The organism is Exiguobacterium sp. RIT341 (genome assembly GCF_000632205.1).
GTDB lineage: Bacteria > Bacillota > Bacilli > Exiguobacteriales > Exiguobacteriaceae > Exiguobacterium_A.
The window spans coordinates 859,979-883,320 of the sequence record NZ_JFYW01000001.1; the positions used below are offsets into that span (position 1 = coordinate 859,979).

28 protein-coding genes are annotated in these 23,342 nt (G+C 50.2%); 8 read left to right on the top strand and 20 right to left on the bottom strand.

Annotation, left to right across the window (positions count from 1 at the left end):
* Positions 1-24: 24 nt before the first annotated feature.
* A complete protein-coding gene (locus BW42_RS04430; RefSeq protein WP_035407979.1) occupies positions 25-876 on the top strand; it encodes an alpha/beta fold hydrolase in 852 nt (283 codons plus the stop codon).
* Here the strand turns inward: BW42_RS04430 and BW42_RS04435 are convergent.
* Positions 864-1,532: a hypothetical protein gene (locus BW42_RS04435; protein ID WP_035407981.1), complete on the bottom strand. Its 669-nt coding sequence runs from the start codon at positions 1,530-1,532 to the stop codon at positions 864-866. The two genes, BW42_RS04430 and BW42_RS04435, sit on opposite strands and share 13 nt — an antisense overlap.
* 145 nt (positions 1,533-1,677) lie before the next feature.
* On the opposite strand from BW42_RS04435, the gene BW42_RS04440 reads away from it, so the two are divergent.
* The gene (locus BW42_RS04440) at positions 1,678-2,214 is read left to right on the top strand and encodes a flavodoxin family protein (RefSeq protein ID WP_035407983.1); all 537 of its coding nucleotides are present in this window, start codon (positions 1,678-1,680) and stop codon (positions 2,212-2,214) included.
* Positions 2,215-2,293: 79 nt separating this feature from the next.
* Positions 2,294-2,611: a hypothetical protein gene (locus BW42_RS04445; RefSeq protein WP_035407985.1), complete on the top strand. Its 318-nt coding sequence runs from the start codon at positions 2,294-2,296 to the stop codon at positions 2,609-2,611.
* Between the two features lie 40 nt (positions 2,612-2,651).
* On the opposite strand, the gene BW42_RS04450 is transcribed toward BW42_RS04445, so the two are convergent.
* From BW42_RS04450 to BW42_RS04500, 11 genes are all read right to left on the bottom strand, one after another.
* Positions 2,652-2,954 (bottom strand): putative quinol monooxygenase, encoded by a 303-nt coding sequence (locus BW42_RS04450; protein WP_035407987.1) that lies wholly within the window; start codon positions 2,952-2,954, stop codon positions 2,652-2,654.
* Positions 2,951-3,316, bottom strand: a complete 366-nt coding sequence (locus BW42_RS04455; RefSeq protein WP_035407990.1) for a YciI family protein — start codon at positions 3,314-3,316, stop codon at positions 2,951-2,953. Before BW42_RS04455 ends, BW42_RS04450 begins: the two co-directional genes overlap by 4 nt.
* A gap of 94 nt (positions 3,317-3,410) precedes the next feature.
* Positions 3,411-3,872: a general stress protein gene (locus BW42_RS04460; protein WP_035407992.1), complete on the bottom strand. Its 462-nt coding sequence runs from the start codon at positions 3,870-3,872 to the stop codon at positions 3,411-3,413.
* A gap of 86 nt (positions 3,873-3,958) precedes the next feature.
* Positions 3,959-5,632 (bottom strand): FTR1 family protein, encoded by a 1,674-nt coding sequence (locus tag BW42_RS04465; protein ID WP_035407994.1) that lies wholly within the window; start codon positions 5,630-5,632, stop codon positions 3,959-3,961.
* Positions 5,616-6,848 carry an iron uptake transporter deferrochelatase/peroxidase subunit gene (gene efeB / locus BW42_RS04470; protein WP_369792028.1) on the bottom strand — a complete coding sequence of 411 codons (1,233 nt, stop codon included), beginning with the start codon at positions 6,846-6,848 and terminating at the stop codon, positions 5,616-5,618. Before efeB ends, BW42_RS04465 begins: the two co-directional genes overlap by 17 nt.
* Positions 6,849-6,850: 2 nt before the next feature.
* Positions 6,851-7,669: an iron uptake system protein EfeO gene (gene efeO / locus BW42_RS04475; RefSeq protein ID WP_035407998.1), complete on the bottom strand. Its 819-nt coding sequence runs from the start codon at positions 7,667-7,669 to the stop codon at positions 6,851-6,853.
* Between the two features lie 134 nt (positions 7,670-7,803).
* Complete coding sequence (locus BW42_RS04480; RefSeq protein WP_035408000.1) at positions 7,804-9,507, bottom strand: DUF2339 domain-containing protein; 1,704 nt, start codon at positions 9,505-9,507, stop codon at positions 7,804-7,806.
* A 139-nt stretch (positions 9,508-9,646) separates the two neighbouring features.
* Positions 9,647-10,723, bottom strand: coding sequence for a C39 family peptidase (locus tag BW42_RS04485; protein ID WP_035408002.1), 1,077 nt, complete (start codon positions 10,721-10,723; stop codon positions 9,647-9,649).
* Between the two features lie 183 nt (positions 10,724-10,906).
* Positions 10,907-11,956, bottom strand: coding sequence for an oxidoreductase (locus BW42_RS04490; protein ID WP_035408005.1), 1,050 nt, complete (start codon positions 11,954-11,956; stop codon positions 10,907-10,909).
* 73 nt (positions 11,957-12,029) lie between these two features.
* A complete protein-coding gene (locus BW42_RS04495) occupies positions 12,030-12,515 on the bottom strand; it encodes a GNAT family N-acetyltransferase (protein WP_035408006.1) in 486 nt (161 codons plus the stop codon).
* A gap of 222 nt (positions 12,516-12,737) precedes the next feature.
* A complete protein-coding gene (locus BW42_RS04500; protein ID WP_035408008.1) occupies positions 12,738-13,610 on the bottom strand; it encodes an SDR family NAD(P)-dependent oxidoreductase in 873 nt (290 codons plus the stop codon).
* 160 nt (positions 13,611-13,770) lie between these two features.
* Between BW42_RS04500 and BW42_RS04505 the strand changes: the two genes are divergently transcribed.
* Both BW42_RS04505 and BW42_RS04510 read left to right on the top strand, forming a co-directional pair.
* Entirely contained in the window at positions 13,771-15,234 is a 1,464-nt protein-coding gene (locus BW42_RS04505; RefSeq protein ID WP_035408010.1) for a potassium/proton antiporter, read from the top strand.
* Between the two features lie 82 nt (positions 15,235-15,316).
* Positions 15,317-15,727 carry a hypothetical protein gene (locus BW42_RS04510; RefSeq protein ID WP_035408012.1) on the top strand — a complete coding sequence of 137 codons (411 nt, stop codon included), beginning with the start codon at positions 15,317-15,319 and terminating at the stop codon, positions 15,725-15,727.
* A gap of 46 nt (positions 15,728-15,773) precedes the next feature.
* Here BW42_RS04510 and BW42_RS04515 read toward each other — a convergent pair whose 3' ends face one another.
* Positions 15,774-16,958 carry a hypothetical protein gene (locus BW42_RS04515; RefSeq protein ID WP_035408013.1) on the bottom strand — a complete coding sequence of 395 codons (1,185 nt, stop codon included), beginning with the start codon at positions 16,956-16,958 and terminating at the stop codon, positions 15,774-15,776.
* A 21-nt stretch (positions 16,959-16,979) separates the two neighbouring features.
* A complete protein-coding gene (locus BW42_RS04520; RefSeq protein WP_035408015.1) occupies positions 16,980-17,576 on the bottom strand; it encodes a hypothetical protein in 597 nt (198 codons plus the stop codon).
* 148 nt (positions 17,577-17,724) lie between these two features.
* Here BW42_RS04520 and BW42_RS16275 point away from each other — a divergent pair, with 148 nt between their 5' ends.
* Complete coding sequence (locus BW42_RS16275) at positions 17,725-17,871, top strand: hypothetical protein (protein WP_155960151.1); 147 nt, start codon at positions 17,725-17,727, stop codon at positions 17,869-17,871.
* A gap of 35 nt (positions 17,872-17,906) precedes the next feature.
* Here the strand turns inward: BW42_RS16275 and BW42_RS16535 are convergent, their stop codons facing one another.
* The 5 genes from BW42_RS16535 to BW42_RS04540 are packed head-to-tail and all read right to left on the bottom strand — an operon-like array spanning position 17,907 to position 21,609.
* Positions 17,907-18,128 (bottom strand): hypothetical protein, encoded by a 222-nt coding sequence (locus BW42_RS16535; protein ID WP_231496852.1) that lies wholly within the window; start codon positions 18,126-18,128, stop codon positions 17,907-17,909.
* The gene (locus BW42_RS04525; protein ID WP_231496853.1) at positions 18,115-18,699 is read right to left on the bottom strand and encodes a protein phosphatase 2C domain-containing protein; all 585 of its coding nucleotides are present in this window, start codon (positions 18,697-18,699) and stop codon (positions 18,115-18,117) included. Before BW42_RS04525 ends, BW42_RS16535 begins: the two co-directional genes overlap by 14 nt.
* An 18-nt stretch (positions 18,700-18,717) precedes the next feature.
* Positions 18,718-19,638: an alpha/beta hydrolase gene (locus BW42_RS04530; RefSeq protein WP_035408017.1), complete on the bottom strand. Its 921-nt coding sequence runs from the start codon at positions 19,636-19,638 to the stop codon at positions 18,718-18,720.
* 34 nt (positions 19,639-19,672) lie between these two features.
* Positions 19,673-21,121 carry a PH domain-containing protein gene (locus BW42_RS04535; RefSeq protein WP_035408018.1) on the bottom strand — a complete coding sequence of 483 codons (1,449 nt, stop codon included), beginning with the start codon at positions 21,119-21,121 and terminating at the stop codon, positions 19,673-19,675.
* A complete protein-coding gene (locus tag BW42_RS04540; RefSeq protein WP_035408021.1) occupies positions 21,118-21,609 on the bottom strand; it encodes a PH domain-containing protein in 492 nt (163 codons plus the stop codon). Before BW42_RS04540 ends, BW42_RS04535 begins: the two co-directional genes overlap by 4 nt.
* Positions 21,610-21,735: 126 nt before the next feature.
* Here BW42_RS04540 and BW42_RS04545 point away from each other — a divergent pair, with 126 nt between their 5' ends.
* A complete protein-coding gene (locus BW42_RS04545) occupies positions 21,736-22,191 on the top strand; it encodes a hypothetical protein (RefSeq protein WP_023468294.1) in 456 nt (151 codons plus the stop codon).
* A gap of 17 nt (positions 22,192-22,208) precedes the next feature.
* On the opposite strand, the gene BW42_RS04550 is transcribed toward BW42_RS04545, so the two are convergent.
* The gene (locus tag BW42_RS04550; RefSeq protein ID WP_023468293.1) at positions 22,209-22,640 is read right to left on the bottom strand and encodes a MarR family winged helix-turn-helix transcriptional regulator; all 432 of its coding nucleotides are present in this window, start codon (positions 22,638-22,640) and stop codon (positions 22,209-22,211) included.
* Positions 22,641-22,748: 108 nt separating this feature from the next.
* Here BW42_RS04550 and BW42_RS04555 point away from each other — a divergent pair, with 108 nt between their 5' ends.
* On the top strand, positions 22,749-23,171 hold the full coding sequence (locus BW42_RS04555; RefSeq protein ID WP_023468292.1) for an organic hydroperoxide resistance protein: 423 nt from the start codon (positions 22,749-22,751) through the stop codon (positions 23,169-23,171).
* The last annotated feature ends 171 nt before the right edge of the window (positions 23,172-23,342 follow it).

Below are 23,342 nucleotides of genomic sequence, written 5' to 3' on the forward strand. Positions count from 1 at the left end.
ATATTAAGAGATAGGAGAATTTGGATGCATTGTATCGCAGAATGGAACGGTCAGCGCTTTGATTACCGGGATAGCGGAAGCGGTCCCGTCATTCTTTTAATTCATGGGACGCAGTCGGACTATCGGGAAATCTACCATGTCGAGAAATTGATTGCTGCAGGGTATCGTGTCATCGTACCATCTCGTCCGGGGTATGGGCGAACACCACTTCAACTCGCAGATAATCCAGAGGCGCTCGCGACATTTTACGCCGGGTGGCTCGCATCCCGTCAAATCGAACACTATACCGTTTACGGCATCTCAGCCGGAGGACCGACGGCGATCGCCCTTGCCGGAATGGATACGGGCGTTCATGCCCTCGTCTTAGCATGTGCGATGACGCATCGGATTTCACTTCCTTATCATCGCCTACTCATCCAACCGGTCTTGCAGCGTCCCTTGCAGTTCATTCAATGGGGGATTTGGGCGTATGTGAAGGATAAAATTCGGAAGTTTCCTGAAGAAGCGGCCGTCCGGATGGTCGAGATGACGAGTCTTTTACCACGCGAAACGATCCGTACTCACATCAGTGAGACGGATGCTTCGTTGTTATATGAGGTCGGTCTTCAAAATGGTCCAGGACGGGGTGTGTTGTTCGATATCACGCAAGACTTAGGACAAGAGCGACTCGAAGCCGTCACGTGTCCGGTTTTGATCGTCCATTCAAAGTCAGACCGTGCTGTTCCGTTCGAACACGCCGAACACGCTCGACGAAGCATTCCGCATGCACAGTTCATCGAATCGAAGAGCCCCGGTCATCTCATTTGGATTGGTCCATCCGCGCGTCGGGATGAACGCATGATTGAACGCTTCATCGCTTTCAATCAGATGACTTGAAGCCGAAGCCGCATCTTCAACTTCTCGTCGTCCTCCTCGATCGCAACCAGTCCCCGGTTCTTCAGTTCACCGATCGCACGACGTGTTCGATCTTGATTGAGGCGGGCACAGCGGGCAATCTCGGCGATCCCCATTCGGCACGATAATTGATTGGCCTTGATTTTTGATGAAGGCTTCGCAACTGAACGTTGTAAAAGTCGCCAAAAGACGTGTCGGGCATCTTCCGACAAGGCGTAGGCGTTCTTCTCGATCACCGGTGGCATATAGCGGACATCTTCTCGAATTCGGCGAATCAGATAAAGACTGAGCCATTCTTCGAGTTCCGCTAGAATCCGTGAGAATTCGAACCACCAGAGCTGCTCGAGTGCCTCTTCTTCTTTCGTCGCCAGTTGCCAATTAACAGGGATCTCATCAAACTCTTCCTCGAGCCAATCTTCGTAATCGAGAGCCGTCTCATATAAGACTTGTGACGGAATCTGTTCGAGCGACGTCCGATGTTTATAGATATCAAAGCTCATCCGCCGAAAATGTTCGACGGATGCAGCCACTTGGCTCAAATGAATTAATTGTTTCGTAATCAGCCGCGCCAGTCCATCCATTTCGAGGTGGATGGCATATAAGTGTTTTTCTAGCGCAATGAGCGTACTTCTCTCCATTCGACAGTTCCTCCCCTATTTGTTTTTCGTCTTCTTGTCTTTTTCCGCAAAACCCTTATTCAAAACCAATTGTGAGCATATCGGTGTATTGACAGTGAAGTTTGGAATAGAATAAAACAATCGAATTCAAAAGGAGATGCACGATATGTATACGATTTATGGTAGCTCACGTAAAGGAAACAGTGAATGGCTCGGTGAACAAGCGTTGAAAGGCATCCCTCATGTGGCTGTCGATTTGGCGAACGTCTCGATTCAGCCGATTGAAGACCGCCGTCATCATGGTGGCTTTTTGCCGATTGGTGATGATTATCGCCGAATCGTCGAAGCGATGCTTGAACACGATGACATCCTGTTCATCACGCCGATTTACTGGTACTCGATGTCGACGAAGATGAAATTATTCATCGACCGATTCAGCGAGTCACTTCGCGACGAAGAGCTCGACTTTAAAAGCCGAATGGCAGGGAAACGATTCCACTTGATTGCCGTCGGTGGAGACGATCCGCGCGTCAAAGGACAGGCACTCGTCACGCAGTTCAAGCATATCGCGTCGTTCCTCGGTGCGACGCTTGAGACAACGATTCTTGCCGAAGGGAATGCACCGGGTGAGGTCGAACACGATCAAGAAGCAATTGTGGCAATCGAGGCGTTTCGCGAAAAAATGTCAGGTGCACGTGTTTAAGCACGGATCTTGAAGGGAATTATTTAAAGCAGAGCGCACGACTGTCTAGCGTACGACTCAATTCAGGAGGTGGTCAGCCATGTTCGCATCTAAAAAACGATCGAATCGCAAGTGGAAACAACTGACTTCACGCCAGCATATCCTTCATCTTGAACATTTGTATCAATCACGCGAAGAGACGATTGTTCGTGATCGCCTCTCCTTGCAACACATCATGGAACGTGCAGTCCGGACCGGACAGACGGTCCACGTCCGATTGAAACAACTGGATACGGTATCCGGTTCAATCCAAGCGATTTTTCATGACCGTGGAACGATTGAACTCGTCACATCGACAGGTATGCGCCGAATGGTGCGAGCGTCGGACGTCATCGATATCAATTGGAAGGCAACTTAACAGCATTCAACCCCTTCTCGATGAGAGAAGGGGTTTTGATTTATATGAGTCCTTTGCCACCGAGCGGTTGATCTTCCAGTACACGTTCAACATGTTCAAGTAACGGACGCGCTTGCATAATCAAGTGCTGCGTCACCGGTAAAGTTAAGGATGCTTGATGAGTAGCCGAATCCGTCCAAATTTCGCGAACATGCAAAACATCTGGCTCGTCAGAACGGCTGATGATGTAGTGCAGGCAGCCCGGATGCGTCGCAAGAGAAGCCGCAGCTTCAAGCAACAGGGCAATGACGTTGTCGCGTTGTCCGTTTTGAGTCGTAAATGTCGTCCATAATCCATACATCATGAGGTACCTGATAACGGTCGAACTTCCGCTCGCCAACCGTAAGATTCCCCTTCTGCGACTTGAGTCGTCGGATGAAGGAAAGCTAGTTCCATCGCATGATCTAAATCACGTGCTTCAAAGACGATCAAACTGCCGATTTGCTCCCCACTCGAGCGATCTGGTTCATCATTCGTCTGCACGACACCATCTCGCCAGTAAAATGCTTGTGTCGCTAGACCCGGGTGCCAGTCTGATAAAACGTTCACTTGTTTATTAAAGGTGTTCATCAACGCATCACAACGCGACATCAAGGCGTCAATCTCTTCCTTCGATAAAGCATCCATCTGGTCTGCATCGTAATAGCCAACATATAAGAATTGCATCATCTTTCCTCCTTTCATCCTTTCCATTCCCTTCCAAGAGAAGGTTAAACAAAAGCCTCCTTGTCTCTATACTGAGAAACAGGAGGCTTACGTATCATTCATCTTTTAATTTGACATTTTGATCGGCTGGTAATGTTGTTGTCGTTTCCTCATCTTCGAGTTTCGGAACGCCAGCACCATAATCGGTTGCTTCATCCGCCACATACGATGCCGCAAATGCTGGATTCAGTAAATCAGACTTCGAACCGACGATGACAATCCGACCGTGTCGGACTTCATCTTCTAGGTCCTCGGCGACATCCTTCGTCATACCAAGCTCGGACAACTGAGCGATCCGGTCTTTCCGGTTACTCCGGACGGCTGATAATAAGGTCTCGAAGAACGACTTCTTCGTCACGCGATACGGTAACGTCTGCGTATCGTTCGCGATGCGTTCCGCGAGTTCTTCGTCTTTCGCAAAGATATAGATCTGTTTATTCGAATAACCACTTGATTTAAGGCTCGTCACTTCTGCGTCGACAGCGGTCATGTTTCGTACGATGCGCGTTTCAAGCATAAAAATCCCTCTCCTTCATGCAGCAAGCTGCTGATAAGAAGTTATACCCGAAACATAATAGTTAAAACCTGAAATTGAAAAATGGATTAAGCAGCCGTCTGGATTGCTGCTGTGCGTCGTTTTTGCCAGATCGTAAACATCGCAATCAAAATCATCAGGACGACTTGCGGGATGAGTGTCTCGATCGTCGGATAGAAGCCGATCCAGCCGGCGGTTCCGAGTCCATTGATCGGATGGATCGGTAAGACGTTTGTCAGCTGCAACGCGTGCAGACTCGTACCAAGAATCTTGAATGCCATCAGATAAATTAACCAGGATGCAACTTGGAACAAACGATGGATCGGTAAACGAACACCGATCTGGATGACCGCATACGAGACGAGTCCGATGATGACGATTGCAAGACCAATCCCGGACAACAAGGCAGTCTTCGTCATCGCTGGTGCCATTCCGATGTAGAATAACAACGTCTCGGCACCTTCCCGGAAGATCGTCAAGAAACTGACGAAGAACAAGGACGTCGTTGAGAGCGTCGACAAAAAGTGTTTGCGTTTCGCGACGGCGCTTTTCGAGTGCAACCAGTAGCCGACGAACAGCATGACGACGACCGCGACGATTCCCGTATAGCCCTCGATTTGTTCGCGACCTGTTGCTGCGAATGAGGCTTGAAAGACTGTCTGCAGGATGAGGGCTAACAGACCACTTGCAATCAGACCAAGCCCGGCACCTGCCCAGACCTTACCTTCTTGTTTGGTTCGGCTTTTCCGTGCAAAGGCAACAAGTGCACTGACGATTAATAATGCTTCCAAACCTTCCCGGAGCATCACGAGCATCGCGTCGATGAACGTATAATGCGTCTTTGTTTGTAATTGTGCAATAGCATTCTCGAACGACTGGAGTTCTTGTGCCGTCTTTTGCCGAGTTTCCGGCGTCAGCCGAGCAAGTAGCAGTGGTACGTCTGATTCAAGCTGGGAATAGAGACCTTCATTTCGTGTCCGGACCTCACCTTCGGCTCGCGGCCAGGTCTTCAGAAACGATTCGAGTGCCAGCTTCGCTTGCGGCAAATCACTTGCTGCAAGCGCGGTCTGCGCCTCTTCAAGCGGTGTCAGCAGTGACTGCAGTCCTGTTTTCTTCGCTTGGACTTGTTCTCCGTCGAGGAAGGACTGGACTGCATTGTCGAATTGATCAAGTGCCGACTTCCACTCCTTCGTATCCGCAGGCTTTCGCGCCGCAGCGATCCGAATCGACGCAAGCGCCATCTCGATGTTGCCATAGTGACCGATACTGTCATTACGGACAAGACTTTCGTGCGTTGCCCAAGCGGTCAACAATCGTTGTTCCGCTGCCGGACGATCGCTCGCTTTGACTTGACGCATCTCTTTTGTCAACGAAAGCAATTGCTTCACCTTTGCTTTCGCAACCGGATCTGTCTTCGGTTTCGTGGCTTCTTCCTGCTTCCGAACGGCAGCAGAGAGTGCCGTCAGTTGCTCGCGGACTTCAGGAAACGTTGCCGATCGTTTTGCATCGACCTGTTTGACGGCTTTCGTGATTGCCGCTTGTTGATCAGGTAAATCTTGAGCAGCTTGCCCTAATTCATCGATGGCTTGATTCAGTGCCGTGCGATCTTCACTTGCGACGGCAGACAGAGCTTGTCCGATTGCGACATAGAGATCATCCGTCGAAGCAGCATGGACAGGCACCGCGTGTTGACCAGCTACAAGGAGTACAAGTAAAAGGACAAGATTACGCAAATAACGCATCACCGATGTAGCCTCCTTTCGAGATCCCACCGAAGCAGGCGAAAATGGCACTTCCACGGTGCGTGATGTATTCATTCAGTCGATCCTGTGCGGCAAGACGGCGCTGAATCGCGATGAATTGTTTTGGCGAACGCTGATACGATAAAAAGAGTAGTCCAGCATCGAGGGCACCTGTCTTCTCATCAATGCCGTCTTGATAAGAGTAGGAACGGCGTAGGATCGCTGTCTTCCCGTCTCCATGCGCGACAGCGGTATGCGAGTCAACCGGTAAGGCAGCTTCGCCACGAGCTTGTCGTTTCGCTGGGGTGACGGAAGCGAACTCGTCTGTTGAGCCGAGCGGTGCCCCGGAAGCACGTTCGCGTCCGAAAGTCCGTTCCTGTTCCTTCAGGATCGTCCGGTCCCAAACTTCGAGATGCATCTGAATGCGGCGGACGACGAGGAACGAGCCGTTCGTTAACCACGGCGTCCCGTCCTGCCACTGACAAAAGAGCGATTCTTTCCGGACTTGTTGCTTCGAGACGTCGGGATTTCCCGTGCCGTCCTTGAAGCCGAATAGATTGCGCGGCGTCCCGCCAGAGGCATCTGCTGCTTTACTGCGCTGGAAGCCAGCTTGCGACCATCGCATCGCGACCGTTCCGCGCCCAACACGGACGAGGTTACGAATTGCATGGAAGACGACTTGCGCATCATCACCGCAAACTTGAACGACAAGATCACCTCCGCCCCATTTTTCATCTAAACGATCGAGATCGAACGTCGGCAACGGTTTAAGCGCCTCCGGTCGTTTATGCTGAATACCAAAGCGACCGTCAAATAGACTTGGACCACACCCGAACGTAAACGTCAAATGACCGGCAGATAATCCGTCCGCTTCCCCCGTATCTTCCGGTGGGACGTAACGGGAGTCGGAATCGCCATATGGTAACCCAGCCGCAAGTCGGGCACATAACCGTGTCCAGCGTTTTAATAAATCAACGAGTTCATCGCGTCGCTCCGTCTTGATATCAAACGCTACGACTTGGACGTGGTTTTGTGGTGGTGTCAAAATGCCTGCTTGATACGTCCCGTAGAACGGCTCTTGATCACTTGCTTCAACAGTTAATGTCCGCGGAAGAAACTTCTCAAGACCACTGGCATACAGGGCGGCCCCGAGACTCGTCAAGCCTGCGACCTTCAGGACATCCCGTCGCGTGACGCCTTCTTGTATTGGTTTCATGCTTATCCCTCCAGTACGATGCCCATCTTCGAGAGCGGTTCCGCGAGTTCATTGATTGCGACACTCATCTGTTTGACGTCTTGTTTCGAGAGACTCGTGTAGAGGACATACCCGTCACCCTTTTTCTTCGCGTCAAGTAATGCATGGACATCCTTGAAGCGAGCAGCGATCTCTTTTGATAACGTCGCATCTTGTTTCTTCAGCGCCGGGTTCAACAAGTCATAGATTTTTTCAGCCCCCTCGACGTTTGCTGCGAAGTCATATAAGTCCGTATGCGAATAACGGTCTTCTTCGCCTGTCACTTTTGACGTCGAGACTTCGTTTAATAGATCCGTCGCCCCCGTGACGAGTAATTCCGGTGTCACCTCGACCGTCTCGACCTTCGCCCGCAGTAAATGAACGTCTTTCATCAATTGCTTCGCGTACGCTTCATAGCCTTTTGTCGTTCCCTTTTCAAACAACCCTTGTTCGATCCGGTGGTAGCCACCCCACTCCGACGCTTTGACATCGCCTGCTCGCGCATCGATTTTCGGATCGAGATCACCGAACACTTCCGCGATCGGTTCCGCGCGTTCGTAATACATCCGCGTCGGTGCGTACAATGCTTTCGCTTCTTCCAGTTTGCCCGCTTGAACGGCATCGGTGAATTTTTCTGTCTCACGAACGAACGTATCGATTTCATTGATTGCATACGTCCGGTAATCGGTGACGACCTGATCGAAATTCTCCTTTTTCGGTGCTGGTTTCTCCGCTTGTTTGGCTTCACTACAACCCGCTAAGACGACCGCGAGTGCGCCTGTCATCAACAATGCTTGTTTCATCTATCGTTCCCCCTGTAAATGGTTAAGTCAGTTCCTTCATCAGTATAGACGACAATGATAATCGTTATCAATAAAAATTTTTGCGTAATAAAAAAAGCTTGAATTAGTCATTTTTGACCAATCCAAGCGCTTTGTCAGGTATTTTTTTTTCGTTTTTTGAAATAGGTCCGTGAAATTATGAACGTGACAATCCCAAAGCCAATGAAGACGAACGCTTTTTGGAACAAGGTGAGGAATGACAAGTCAAACAATAAAAGCTTGACGGCACTGATCGTCAGGAGCAACAACCCGGATAACCGCCATGTCGACGACGTCCGCATCCGACCGATCGCGACGAGCACGAGGGCAAGGACGATATAAGCCGCGGATAACGTCGTACTACGCGCTGTCTCTTCAAGACCGCGATAGAACGGTAACTCCATGATGATCAACGTATAGGTCGTAAAAACACCGATCGCCGCTAGGACAAGTACAAGTTGCCACGACCCTTTCCAGCCCGGATCACGATGTGTCTGAACGAGGAGTAAGACGAACGCCGTCGAAGCTAGGATCATCGCTAGAACGGTCAAGGCGTAGGACAAACCTAGGTTTTGGTAGGTTTCATAGTCAACGACAGCCGAGAAGATGAAGACGACATACAATCCGACGTTAAATAACCGTTGGTGTGGCATTCGCGCTCGTGGAACGAACCAGAATGCAGCGATTAATCCAGCAATCAAAAAGTAGCGCAGTTGATACGTCCAGCTGAGGGCATCTGCCGGAATCAAGAGGACGGCGACGAGTAAGGCGACGTGACCGACACCGTTTTGAGCGGAATCCTTCAATCGTTCAGCGAGCAGGTAGGCAGTGCCAGCGAACAGAATCGCGATCAGCGTACCGAACGACCAGTCAAGGATCAGTAACGTCAGTAAGACGACACCCCCAGCGAGCCAACTTGGGACGTTCTTCTCAAACTGAATCCGTTTTCCGACGAAGGAAGTCGCACCGTAGCCGAAGAATGTCGCAAGTAAGAGAGACCATTCATCAAGTCGTGGTACCTGTTCATCAAGCCAGTAGAGCTCTAACGAGAGTAGACCGAACGCGAGTGCGATCGTAAAGATCACCCAAGCGAAGACAAACGCTTTTTTGGCCTTCAGTCGGTCAACCGCAAAGAAGATCGCTGCGAACAAGACGACTTCGTACAATAAGAAGAGCGGTAAGTTCGGGTCGTCCGATAATTGTAGATACGGTAATAAGAAACCGGTGATGGATACGAGGACGAGCAAGGCTTGCGATCGCATCCAGAGCATCAGACCGTACGCGATGAAAACGACGACGAGCTCAAGTAAGAAAGCTAATGACGGTGGATAGAATTGATATAAGGCCATTCCGGCGAACAATGCCGCCAAGGCGACGATCGTACCGGTCGCGACGAGCCCGACCCCAAGTTCACGTCGCTTCTTCTCATACTGGTATTCTCCAAGGGCGATGACGAGTAAACCGATCAATACCCCACATCCGATGCGGACAGGCGGACTGATCAGACCGGCAACCGAGGCGTAGGAAAAGAGGAACAAAGCCCCAAGTGCGGCGAATATTGCTCCAATTCGGGGTAACCAGACAGTTGCGATGACCTGTTCCCATTCTTCGCGGGAGCGCTTTTCCTTAAATGTTGGTGGAGGAACAACCGGTTTTCGTTTCGTATAAGCAGGGCGCGGGGCTGGGCGAGCGACCGTACTCACTTCTGATTCGCTCGGTTCAGGTGCGACAGGCGAAGTGTGCTGTCCTTCAAGGGCAGCTACTCGTTGTCGTAACGCCGCGACCTCCTGCTCGAGACGCGTGATCCGTGGATCTTCCATCTCTTCACTTCCTTTCGTGGATACATTGTCATTCTTTTACACACCTAGCAGGTGAACTCCTTCATTTTACAGTAGTTTTCGTATCAATATGCCTGAAAATGACAAAAATCCGGTCGCGTCGGGGCGACCGGATGAGGAATTAACGAACAGATAACGCATATTGTCCCGTTTGATTGAAGACGGATGTGAACTGCGAACGACTGACACTATACTTGCCACGATATGGATCTGAAACGTAGAACGAACCGCTCGAGACACCCGTCACAAGCATGACATGATAATTACGGTACCCTGTGAATGTTTTACCGTCTGGTTTAATCCAAGAGAAGTAACCGTATGGATTTTTGAAATCGACCGTTGCCCAGACGATGACCGGGTTTCCGCTACGGATCTCACTCTCAATCTTTGAAACACCTTGTTTTGAAATATCAACGGACCCGCTGCGGTATTTTTTAGCGAGAGGTAGAATTCCTTTCGGATAGATGCCCCAGTTCTTGTAGTAATCGAGCGTTCCAGCGGGATTACCTGTGAACATCTTTTGTGGATCTGCCCAGTAATACTTCCCGTTCTTATACGTCGCGTTCTTCATGCTTTTCGGCATTTGATTATAGAGTGACGCAGCAGAAACGGCTTTTTTCTTGTATTCGAGTGCCATCTTCAGTGAGACGAACTCACAACCAGACGGATATCCGAGTGAATATTGATTGTAGTATGGGACGTTTAACTGCTTCGTCGACGTTGATGGCTTTGACTTCGAAACGTACTGCGTCGAGATATAGCGGTAGCTTCCCTTGTAGAGAATCCGTGTCCAGCTCCCTGACGTGCCATATGTCGCAACGGCAACCCCTTTATTCAGCTGTCCTACGACTTTATACTTCGTTCCAGCACCCGTCCGGACGTTGAGTGTGCCGACCGTCGTATACTTCGTTCCTGTCGACGTATATTTCGACGAAGACGATTTGACGTAGTTCTTGTGTATGTAGCCGGTGCGGGATTTGTAGCTGATTTTATACCAGCTGCCGGACGTTCCCTTTGATGTGTAGACGTTCCCTTTGTAGACGTTACCGAGAATCTTACTCGATGTCGACGGTTTCTCGCGGACGCGTAAGACATCCGTCGTCACGGTCAACTTCGTCGCGGCCTCAGCGATCAACGAAGGGCTGAGTACGCCAACGATGACAACCGCTACGAGCAATGCGGATAAGAATCGTTTCATGATAGACCCCCTATGTTTAAATTTGGTGAGACATTCCCTTATTCCCAACTTTTTGAAAAAATAATCAACATTTCTTTAGAAAAATCTGAAAAATAAGGAATGCACCTGTTCTTTATATCAAAAAAACCCGACCATGCCTATGGGCACAGTCGAGTTGTCATCAACCTGCAATCAAATTAAAATTTAATTTTGGATCGTCAAGATATAAGGTGACGGTTGCGCAAAAGCTTGTTCGAGCAGATGGGCAACAAACAAGGTATCTTCTTCTTTCACCGGAAGCGGTGCATCTTCGACGATACTGCGGTAAAAGGCGCGATATATTTTACCGTAATCACCAACAGGACTCGGGATCCGGACGTCTTGCAGATGACCGTGTTCGTCGTGATAGATCAAACGACCGTAATCGTCTTCTGAATCCTCACCGAACCCCTCTTCTCCCGGGAAGTAGTTCGCTTTCAGATCAAGCTCTTGCCGATCGACGTGTTGTTTGATGAACGTGCCGTTCGTGCCGTGTAACATCCACCGGGGTGCCGGGGCGAGTGCGACATGACTTGTCCGGACGCTGACCTTGAGCTCCGGATAATAGAGATCAATCGCAAACGCGTCATCGGGATTGTGCGGCAGTCGAACACTGCGCACGTCAAAGGCGACCTTGTCCGGTTTTCCGAATAAGGCGATGATTTGGTCAAGCGTATGAACACCGAGTCCGTAGAGTGCGCCGTTCTCATGGCGCGCATCAGCTGACGCTGCTTCGGGACGAAACAAATCAAACTGCGAGACGACTTCGACAAGTCGTCCGAGTTTTCCGGAACGGATGATTTGGGCGACGACTTGGAAGTCGCTGTCGTAACGGCGGTTTTGATAAGCGAGAATTTTGACGCCTTGCGCATGTGCTTCCGCAAATAAACGCTTCGTCTCCTCTTCAGTCACGGTAAACGGCTTTTCGACGAGAACATGCTTTTGATGTTGCAAGGCGAGCAACGCGTATTCGAAATGTGTCGCCGGTGGTGTATTGATGACGACGACATCAAGTGCCGGGTCAGCGAGCATCTCAGACACATCCGTCGTAAAACGTGCATCTGGCAGTCGATCCTGATAGGACGCGAACAGCTCCGGTTTTTCCTTCCGATTGTAAATCCAGGTGACGTGATAGTTGTCCTCGATCATCACGTACGGTAAATGGTAACGGGTCGTACTTTTGCCAAAGCCGATGAAGCCGATATTCAATCGCATCCGATCACTCCTTGAACCGTTCTTTTTCTCTTACCATACCAAACGAAACGACCGTTGTCTTGATTGAACCGCTTCAGGCTGTCGCTTCGATGCGTTCATACTCGTAAATCGCGAACCCGTCCCGTGTTCCTTGATAGACGAAGCCGAATGACGTGTAATACGCATTGAGAAACTCGTTTGAAGCGACACAGTCGAGTCGTAGGATTTCCCCTTCGTCCTCTGTCACAGCAATCGCATGTTCCAGCAGTTTCCGACCGACTCCACGTCCTTTTGCGCGGTCGCTGACGACGATTCGATGGATATACAGACCTTCTACATCATCCCACAAGGATTGATCCCATTCGAGCGAAGGAAGCAGGGCAACGGAACCAAGCAGCTCGTTCTGATCCTCAAAGACATACAGGCGGCCGGCTTCTAAATCTCGCGCGACGAGTTGTTCGATGTCTTGCTCAAGATAAGCAGACCACTGGCTACTGCCACCGGCTTTAAGGGAGAGCGCTTTTTGCTCAAGTAGGGTTGCGATGTTTCGAACGTCTTTTGATGTAGCTTGTCGTATCATGTTATTCCTCCTGTTACAAAAAAATTCTTCTCTATCCTAACGAATGCGAAGCGAGAAGAAAACCTTTTTGCTTCAAGATTTCATGTTTGCCCATTATTTTGTGATTTTTTTCATATTCCACAATTTTATTTCGATGTAACGGATTCTTTAGGAGTGATCTGACCCCCAGTCGTCACAACGGTAAACGACCGGCTTCCCACGAGTCGGTCGTTTTTTTGGCGTTCAGGATAATTCGACCCAGCGGCGCGACAAATTCCGTGCTTGTGCCCGGTACTCGTCATCTTCGACGATCGGATTGCTGAGTCGAGGAGCGGAATCCGCATAATAGCCGCCGTTGTCAAGTGGATCGTCGGTTGTTGCGAGATAGAGCGCCGTCTTCGCACCGTATTCCGGTGTATAAAGTTTTCCGGTCCAGTATCCGACTTGCGCGACTGGTTTGAGTAACGTCTTCATCACTTTGCCGTACTTGCCGCGATAGAACAGATCCGTATTGACGATCCCCGGGTGGACGCTGACGAACGTGATCCGGTCGCCGTGCTTCTCAGCCAGTTCACGCATATGAATCATTTGTAGGAGCTTTGATTCGCGGTAAGAACGCATCGGGCTATAGTGTTCTTTTTTGACGTGGGCGATCGCCTCAAGTTCGACGTCGGTCCGAATCAAGCCGCCTTCACCTGCGAGCGACGAAATCGAGATGACGCGCGGATCTTGTCCTTTTTCGAGTAAAGGTAACAATCGCTCGATCAAGTAGAAGTGACTCAAGTAATTGACTTGGAATTGCGATTCAAAACCGTCCTTCGTGACATGATACGGCGGTACCATGACTCCAGCATTTAGGATCAAACGGTCGATTCGACCCACCATGTCGAACAGGCGATCCGCAAAACGACGGACGGAGTCCAGTTGATCGAGTTGAACGATCTCGATTTCCAGTTGTGTATGCGATACACCGTTTTCCCGCAACAGTTGAACGAGTGCCGTCGCTTTTTTCTGAGACCGGACGGTCGCGATGACACGATCTCCCCGCTCCAGTAATTCTTGAATCGTGACCATTCCCATACCAGAATTGGCACCCGTGACGATACAGATGTTCATCCCTCTTCCTCCTTGATGTTCCATTTTGAACGCACTAGTCCTGCTTCTAGTTTTCCTTTTTCTATTCGTTTATACACCTTATTCTGGTGTTATTTTTCGAAATTTTCGAAAAATATCGTATACTAAGAAGAGAGCATGTCATCAAGAAAGAGGTGGTGGGATGGAAGAAGGTACGATTTTGTTCGTCGCAGGCACACTATTACTGATTGCAATCATCACGACGAAGTTCGCTGTCCGGTTAAATGTACCGACGTTGATCCTATTCGTCGTTGTCGGTATCGTCGCAGGGTCCGACGTTTCAGGAATCATCAACTTCGGTGATTTTGAACAAGCGCGTCTCTATGGGACAATGGCGCTCGTCTTGATTCTATTTGACGGCGGCTTGCATACAAAATGGACACATTTCCGAAAGATTCTCCCCGCCGCCCTGTCGCTCGCGACCATCGGAGTCCTCGCAACGACAGGAATCATCGCTTTCGTCGCACATTATCTGCTTGATTTTTCTTGGCCGGTCGCGTTACTGATCGGCGCACTCGTCGGCTCAACCGATGCGGCGGCTGTCTTTTCTCTGTTAAGTGGACGACCGGTCGATGCTAAGGTCAAACATACGCTTGAAGCGGAGTCTGGAACGAATGACCCGATGGCTGTCTTTCTCACGATCTTATTCACATCGTTTGCATTGGCACCGGAATCGTTCTCGATCGGTGCGGGTATTCTTTCCTTCATCTACGAGATGGGACTTGGGACACTAGTTGGTCTTGCGATCGGGTATCTCGTCACGCAACTGCTGAACCGTATCGAGTTGCCATCGTCCGCCCTTTATCCGACGCTTCTGTTCAGTGGGGCGCTCTTCTCGTATGGTCTCGCGACGATTTTGCACGCCAGTGGGTTTCTCGCCGTCTATCTGACCGGAATCTGGATCAACAATCATGACATGATCTACCGCGAGACGCTCAAACGATTCAGTGGTAGCTTGTCGCATCTAGCAGAGATCGGCATGTTCATCATGCTCGGACTGCTCGTCTTTCCAAAACAATTACTCGATCCTCGGACCTTGTTCGTCTCGGCCGTCATCGTCCTGACGTTAATCCTACTCGCTCGTCCACTTGCCGTCGTGTTGTCGTTGCTTCCGTTTCGGTACACGGTCAAAGAACAGAGTGTCATCACGGCAGCCGGATTACGGGGCGCCGTTCCGATCATTCTCGCGACCTATCCGCTTTCGAGTGGTCTTTCTGAAGCGCCGCTTCTTTTCAATATCGTCTTCTTCACCGTCATGACGTCTGCTCTTTTGCAAGGGACGGCCTTGCCGTGGATCGTCCGGCGAATGGGGCTAGAGACACAGCCCGACACGACGGTCGAACCGTTCCTGAAATTCATGACCGTCACCCATCCGCAAGCGGAGATCATCGAGGTCAGGGTCTCGACAAACAGTGTGATTGCCGGAAGAACGTTACAGGATATCGAGATGCCCCAGGATGTGCTCGTCGTTGCGATCATTCGTGAAGATGAAATCCTGACGCCGCGTGGTCAGACACGTGTCCTCGTAGACGATCAACTGTTGATTTTAACACCTAAACAAGCGGATCAGGACGTGCGACGGTTGATCGCGTCACTCGGAATATAGATCATTTGACACATCCTCCAGTAGGGTGTGTTTTTTGATGTAGATTGATATACTCAAAAAGGAAAATAAAGGAGGAACCTTGATGTTGAAACGATTACTTGCCGTCATCTTGACCACCACGCTCGTTTGCACCGTCCTAGCATACATATCCTATACACCGCTCCGAGATCGGACATCGGATACGATGTATGAATCATTCGGTTCAACGTTTATGTCATACGTCTTATTGGCATTGCCCATCATCCTGCTTTCTGGGTTCTTACTCGACTTCTTCATTGGTATGATCATCAACCGGTCATCGACGACATTAGCGTATGTGCCGACAGTCTTAGGTTACGGAGTGTACGGTATCGTGATCGCGAGTCTTCTCATCGTATTGACGACGAAGGACGCATTTGATCTGCCACTTTCTTTTACAATCGCTGCTCTGACAGCAATGATCTATTACAGTCTGTCCGTCGTCTTTAATCGATTGTCACAGCACGCGCACTAAAAAACGAACAGACACGTCTGCTTACTCGCGGACGTGTCTGTTCGTGTTATTCTGCTTCCGTTCGTTCAATCGTGATGACACCCGGTGGACGATGCGGGAAGGTCAACGTCAGACCGGCAAAGCGACAAATATCATCTTCGTTCGGTGCCCGGTGCACCCACTCGATCGTCTCTTGCCTTGCTAGCGCGTGGCGGATCCGGTTATCGGCTTGTGTACGCGAGATGCCGCGGCAATCAACGTTCGTGATATACGTTGCTTCGTCCGACTCGATCTGTTGCCAAATCCCGAGGATCAGTTGACCAATCGGACTGACGGATTGACCATCCGGTTCTTCACTGCTGACGGCAGCATCGAGCATTTCGATGACAGCGTCACAAGTCTCACCGGAAGCAAGCAATCGCGTCGATCCTTGTTGTAGAATCCGGTAACGCGTCACGCCGTTCTCGAGCCACAAGCGCTGTGCGAATGGATTGACCGGAACACCGTGGAAAAATGTCTGCGTCCCGCGCCAAGCAAAACCAAATGATGGGTCGTACGCCCGAATCGTCGCCATGGCACGATCATGGAACTTAGCGATCGTCTGTCGTTCCGTTTCCAGTAAGTTTCGGATCGCCTCTTCATCCTCTAACGGTACCGACTTTGGTGTCACAGTAAATAATTCCGATTCCGGTAAGCGGTGTGGGGACAAAATCGTTCCGTCGAAACGATAATCGTTCGCCGGACGTCCAGTACGCCCGACGGATAAGCGCCACGTCCGTTCTTCCGGCATGAAGGCATAACTTTGATGGGCAAAAGGTGGTGCGACGAACAGTCCCGGAAACGGATCGAATGTGTCGACTCGCAGGACGTCACCGTCATACCAGCACTCTTCGATCAGACGGACGAGCCGTCCGACGGGTGCATTACGGTCCGTCAGGTAACGACCGGTATTCGCATGAAATCCGAGTAAGAACTCGCGCTCTTCTTCTTGGAACGTCACCATCAAGAGTTGGAACAACGAGGCAATCTGCTGCTCGACGAGTTGCGGATCCTCCCCCGTCTCTGCCTCAAACGCGACCATCTTCCAGCCGGACCGTTCATAGAGATGAATCGTCACCGGGAAGAACAGGAAGGCACCATGTGTCGCTTCGAGTTTGACCATGTCTTGCATCGCTAGGCGTTCCGTCAGTAAGGAAAAGCCCATTCGTTCGAAATGATCTTGCAACCGTCGTTTCCAATGTGTGAACTCCACGCAACCATCCCCTCTCGCGAATTATGCGCCGCGTTTTCGTAACGGATTCTTTGACCAGTAGATGTAGAGACCAACGAGTCCCGCGATGCCGATGAGATAAGACGGCATTCCGCTGACTTGAATCAAGACGTCCGGTGCCGGGAAGACCGTCACGAGCAGTGCCTTATAGGTTGAGAATAAAATGAAACTGATGACGAATTGAATCCAGACCCGCGACTTGACTTGTTTGATCTTAGGTGCCGTGATGACTTGTGACATCGCATCGATCAAGAAAAGAGCGATGATTGAGAAGAATAAGTAATCGATCAGGGCGAATTGGAACAATCCGTCGATCCCTTCGATGAAGATGAACATCAGAATTGAGGAGACATAGTTTCGTGTCCAGCGTTTTTGCGTCTCCATCCGATGTCGTTGTGGTAACTCAGCGATCATCTGATCGAGGCGTGCTTCGACGGATCGACCGTGAATCTCTTCGAATGGACGCTGCTTCCGCTGGGCTTCGTAGATATCTGCCCGCAGACGGTCTTCAATTTCCGTCCGGTCCGGTTCTGCAACGTTCAGATTCAATCGTGGTAAAACGGTTTCTAATAAACGTGTGTTGGCTTTCGTTAATTTCAATCGATTTCCCCCTTTTTCATGTTTAAGTATACTGGGTTTTTGGGAAAAATACGTAGTGGAAGTAAAAGATTGCTTGACGAAACGATGAAAAATGTTCAGAATTATTAAAATATAGTGTCGGAATTAGATAGAAAGGACGTGTCGGATCATGCGCCAAACATTGACGAGCGCCGCTTTGATCACCTTGTTGACCAGTGCGGGCATCGCCTTCCCATTGATTGAAGCCAAAACACCGGTCGACCAAGAACCGGTCGAACTTGATCAGCAGCAGGAACAACCAACTGAAATAGAATGACAACACCCCGCGCTCCAAGAGGAACGCGGGGTGTGTTATGTATCGCTTGGTCGCGTGGCGTGTTCCTCAATCGTGACCCTCCACGTGACGACGGTCGTGCTGTCGCGTACGCCCAACGCTTCAATCGTCGCAAAGAGTTCTTCGACACCCCCTGACTGTAAGGCTTTATCGATTTGCATTGCTTCGACATACGGTGTACCTGGGCATTCGAGCAGACCATCCGTCGTCACGAACAATTGGTTCTCACCTTGACGCAATTCGCGGATCCCACGCGCGTAACTTGGTACCGGTAAGGCAAACGTATTTGCACGGACCGATCCATTCATAGAATTGACGCTGGTTTAAAGCAGCTTGTCCCATGTTCATCAACTCTGGGTGAAACAGATACAAGACGACGTCACCAACGGAGAACCACCAGATGAAACGTCCTTTGCGGACGGCGATCAAACAAGCGGTTTCTCCTTGCAACATCGCACACGCCTCTAAAAAGTCCGGGTCTTGAAATAGATCCAGCACGGTCGTCTCGATCCGTCGGAATGCTTCCGTAAGTGGTGCATCAAGATCAGTCCGAATACGCGACTCGTGTTGTGCCAACTGCTCTAAGACAAGTGCTGCACTATCCGCTGTCTTATGAGCGTCTAAGACGACGGTCATCTCCCAATCGTCGCCGATCAAGATGGCAGCCCCGTCTTCGTTTTTATATTGACCGCTTCTTGAGCAGCCTCCGAATCGACCGAGCGTCACCCGACCAATCTGGTCAATCTGCTTCGTGTCAACGAATGGTTCGTCGGATCCGACCCAGTAGTAGGATGATTGTGTCGTCTGCATGCATCAGTCTTCCCTTCTTTACATCTCCCGCAAGTACGGTTGCAGGAATAAGCGTAATCGTTTTTCGTAGTTATCCGGGTCCATCGTATACGTCTCGTCATGACCGGCATCACGAACCGGATACAATTGCTTTAATCCCGTTTTTGCTTGATACAGTTCGTACATCATCCGAACCGGGACGAGATCGTCCTTCAGTCCGTGGATGAACATCGTCGGAACCCGACTCTTCGTTGCTTGGCGCGTCACCGAGACGTCGCCATAAAAGAAATCCTGCTCACCTTTGTTCCACATGCTCGCGACCGTCAGAGACGGCAGTGCCGGGTAACGGATCTGTTCGTCCGCGAGTAGACTGAACCAGTCGTCGAGTCGGGCGTAAGCTCCTTCAGCGACGATTGCCCGTACTTGGGTTGGTACGGTCTCGCCAGAAGCGAGTAAGACGGTCGCTGCGCCGACACCGAGTCCGTGATAGACGATCCGTGTATCGTCTCCGTTTTCAGCAAGCAGGCGTTTCGTCCATTCCAAGACATCCAGTCGATCGAGCCAACCGTAGTTCCGGACGCCACCGCTTCGATCCTGCCCACGCCGTTCGATGAGTAGGACATTGAAATCAGCCTCATGGTAATAGCGGGCAAGCGCATAAACACCGGTCTGTGAAAACATCATCTCATCCGGGACGAGGAGGACTGTCTGTTTGCTACCGTCAACCGGTAGATAACGACCGAAGCGGACGAGCCCGTCCTTCGACCATTGCTGTGTCTCGCTCGTTTGTTTGAACCATGTCTCGTCTTTCGTCACCTGTCCGTCCGTTCTCGTCGTCTTCAGGATCGGAGAAGCGTCCGACTGACCGATCAATGTTTCTTGCATCCGGTATCCATCATAGACGATGAACAGTAGCAGACACGTGACGAGCAACACGATGCCGATTCCCCATTTGCGCATGTGCTTCGCTTCCTTTCCGACAGTGAGTCTTTCCTTATTCGTCGTCGGTTTTCACTTCCCCTGCTAACGGGGTCGAAAGGAACGATTGTTTATACCAGCGCTGTAAGGTATCGATATCCGTTCGTTCAAAATAAAGCGCGTTAAAAGCAGTATTGCCCCGGAGTTGAATCTCAATCCGGGCAATCTCCTTTGCTTCGAGCCAGCGAGAAACGGACCAGGTCAATTCCTCGATTTTCAGTCGTGGCGTATAGACGGTCTCTTTTTGGACCCATTGTTTGCGTAACATCAAGAGATCGTGGCCGGTTCCGAAACGGGTCTTTCGGTAACCGCTGCGCACAGCGAAGTAATAGAACGGTAACCAGATGAACAGAAGCAAGATCAAGAAGCGCCATGATGAATCAAGGACGATGATGACGACACTGCTTAGTGCAGTAAACAACAGCGCATAACCGAGTAACGGCCAACGAACCCGGTAGCGAAAGCCAATCGGTGCGACTTCATGCTGCGGGCTGAACTGTCGAAAGCGCGGCAGATATGTCGCCAGAAACGGATCAATCTCGTTCGTCCGGATGAACGGATGGAGCAACAGTCGCTCCTTCTCTCCGGTCGCCGAGATGATGTGCAAGGACAGGCTCGCTCGTCCGATCAAACGCTGAATCCAGCTTTCCTGAATGACTAGGGCTTGAATCTTATCAGCATGAAACGCGACCTCGGTCCGGTTCAACATCCCGTACCCGATCAACAATCGGTTGTGTTGCAAGACGGCACGGTACGAACCGTATTTCAAGATATAGACGATGATCGAGCCGATGTAGATGACGAGTAAGACGAGTACGCCAAGTCCCGTCAAAACGAACAACGATAAATGAGCGAGTTCTGAGAACAGTCGATCGACATAACGTTCAATGAACTGATCGATGAATTGATAGGCGGTCCCGATCCCGACGAGCGCTAGTCCGACGCGTCCTGACAAGGCACCGGCTAATGCCAAATCGCGGACAGGGATCGTATAGGCGACTTCCGCCTGTTGTTCTTCGACGACGAGCTGTCCCTCGTTTTTGATCGACGACTTCAGTTCTTTCGCAAAATCAAGACGGATCCCCTTCAGTTCGACTTCCGGTGTTCCGCTCTCGGACGATGTCTCGACGGTCAACGTCGCAAGACGCAACAGTCTTTCAATGACGTTTTGCTGAATGCCGATCGACTCGATCCGTTTACGTTGCGTCGTCCGTTCACTTTTTTGGAGAATTCCTTTGCGGACCCGAATCGTCTCGGCATCAATCGTGAACGTATAGAAATACCAGGAGGCGATCCCGTATAAGAGGACGAACACAATCCCGACACTGATCCCAATCCACGTATAGTTGTTGATCTCGCCTTTTCGGATCGCATTTAAAATCAAGGCGGCGAACGGAATCAGGAGCGAGCGGATGATCGAGATACTCGACATCACGATGAACAGCGGGTGGACGCGCCGGGTCATAACGATTCCTCCTCCCGCTCCTCGAGTTTCGCGAATCGTTCGACTTGTGTGCGTAGCGCGTCTCCTTGAGCACGATCGAGTCTTGACAACGTGACGAAGCCGGATGCCGTTCGAATATCAAGTGTGATCAAATCATAGCGACGCAGGATCGGTCCCGTTTGGCTATCGATCAATTGCACCTTGACGAGCGGCACGGTGACTTCGCGGCGGAAGAAGATGCCGTTGCGGACGACGAGAAATTCCTCATCGATGCGATAACGCATATACTTCAAGCGAAGAACGGGTATGTAGACGATACGGGGAATGAAATAGATCAGCCAAAGCAGACCGACGATGCCCATCCACCAAGGTGTCAGGTCGAGCCACATGACTTGGGTGATCGTCGTTCCGATCAAGATGACGGCGATTAAGCCGTGTAACGGCAACAATCCGAGCCGTTCTGCTCGAATCGATCGTTCTGGCAGCGTATGCCATTGTACAGTAGACATCAAAAAACACTTCCTTTCGTTTCCATTTACGGTTAAAAACGTCGCTTGGTTTCAGACAGCGGTTGACATTTTGTTTGAATTCATCGCATATATAGAAGTGAAGAACTGTAACACCAAGGAGGAACCATGTTAACTTTTGAAGAAAAATTACGAATTATCGAGACGTTCCCGCAACTCGTCCGAAAAGATGTCTCACTGAAGCGTGTCAATTTCCAATTCCCGGACAGTCAGTACGAGAAGAAGAATCTCGTCTATCATTTACATCCGAACGGTAACGGCTTCGTCTATGCCGCTGGTCTACCAGGTTATGAAACGGACGAAAAAGGGTTCGTCAACATCCGTGAATTCTCAGAGCCTGCTTTAATTCTCTTATTAGAAGATGCAATCAAAGCACTCTCAACAGTCCAATCGGTCGAAACACTCGAAGAAACATGGGTCAACGATAATCAGTTCGAATTGACGTTACTCAATGAAGACATCGACACGTGGCTCGTCTACGCCGGTGATCTTTTAGACGGTGCATTCAACTCGTATAAGGAAGCAGCGAATTATCTTGAAGAAGAAGGCTTCCGCCGTAAATAAGACAATGAGCGATCCGGTTAATCCGGGTCGCTCATTTTCATGACGAGACGATTCAGTGCCGCTTTGACGACGCGTAAGTCTTCTTCATCGACGTCGAGTGTTTGGACGAGATCAAGCGGAACGGTCTCTGCTTGTTTCCGTAACGCACGACCGGCATCTGTCAAAAAAATCTGGATGTGTCGTTCGTCTTCCGGCTTACGGACGCGTCGCAACAAATCTGCTGCTTCGAGTTTCTTTAGTAACGGCGTCAACGTACCGGAGTCAAGATGGAGCCGTTCGCCGATGGCTTTAAGCGATTGTCCCTCCTCCTCCCAGACGACGAGCATGACGAGATATTGTGGATACGTCAGACCGAGGGGTTCAAGTAACGGACGATAACGACGCGTGATCTCACGCGAAATCGCATAAAACGGAAAACAGAGTTGTTCATCTAAAGCTAACGGGTTCATAAAAAATTCCTCCTATCGTGAGCAAACGAGTTGCATTTCGATTTAAATTGTATACAATCTAATTGTAAGCTACTTATTTGAATCTAACAACGAAAGGGAGTTACACACATGAAACCAATGTTCACATCATCTGCAACAGCTGTCGGAGGTCGCGACGGACGCGTCGTATCGGAGGACGGAATCCTTGACGTCGCCCTCGCAATGCCAGTACCAGGATCGAAAAAACAAGCAACGAACCCAGAACAACTCTTTGCTGCAGGATATTCTGCTTGCTTCGACTCTGCCTTGAACATGGTCGCTCGCAAACAAGGGATCAAACACGATGGCAGTGAAGTCACAGCACACGTGACATTAAACGAAGCAGCTGACGGATTCATGCTTTCCGTCGAACTCGATGTTCTCGTCCGTGGGATCTCGGAAGAAGCGGCGGCTGAACTTGCGAAAGTCGCGCATACGGTCTGCCCTTACTCACGTGCAACTGCTGGAAACATTCAAGTCGACGTCTACACACGTACGACTGACGCAGAATAAGTGTAGCATTTCTAGCCAGCCTGAGGTTTACTCTTGGCTGGTTTTTTGTTTTTTATATTAGTTATGGTATCTGAAATAATTATATGTTCATACAGACGGGACTGATTCAAAAGTCAGTTTTTACAAAGATAAGGTTGGCAGATCATCATTTTGCCAACCTTATCTCGTAAC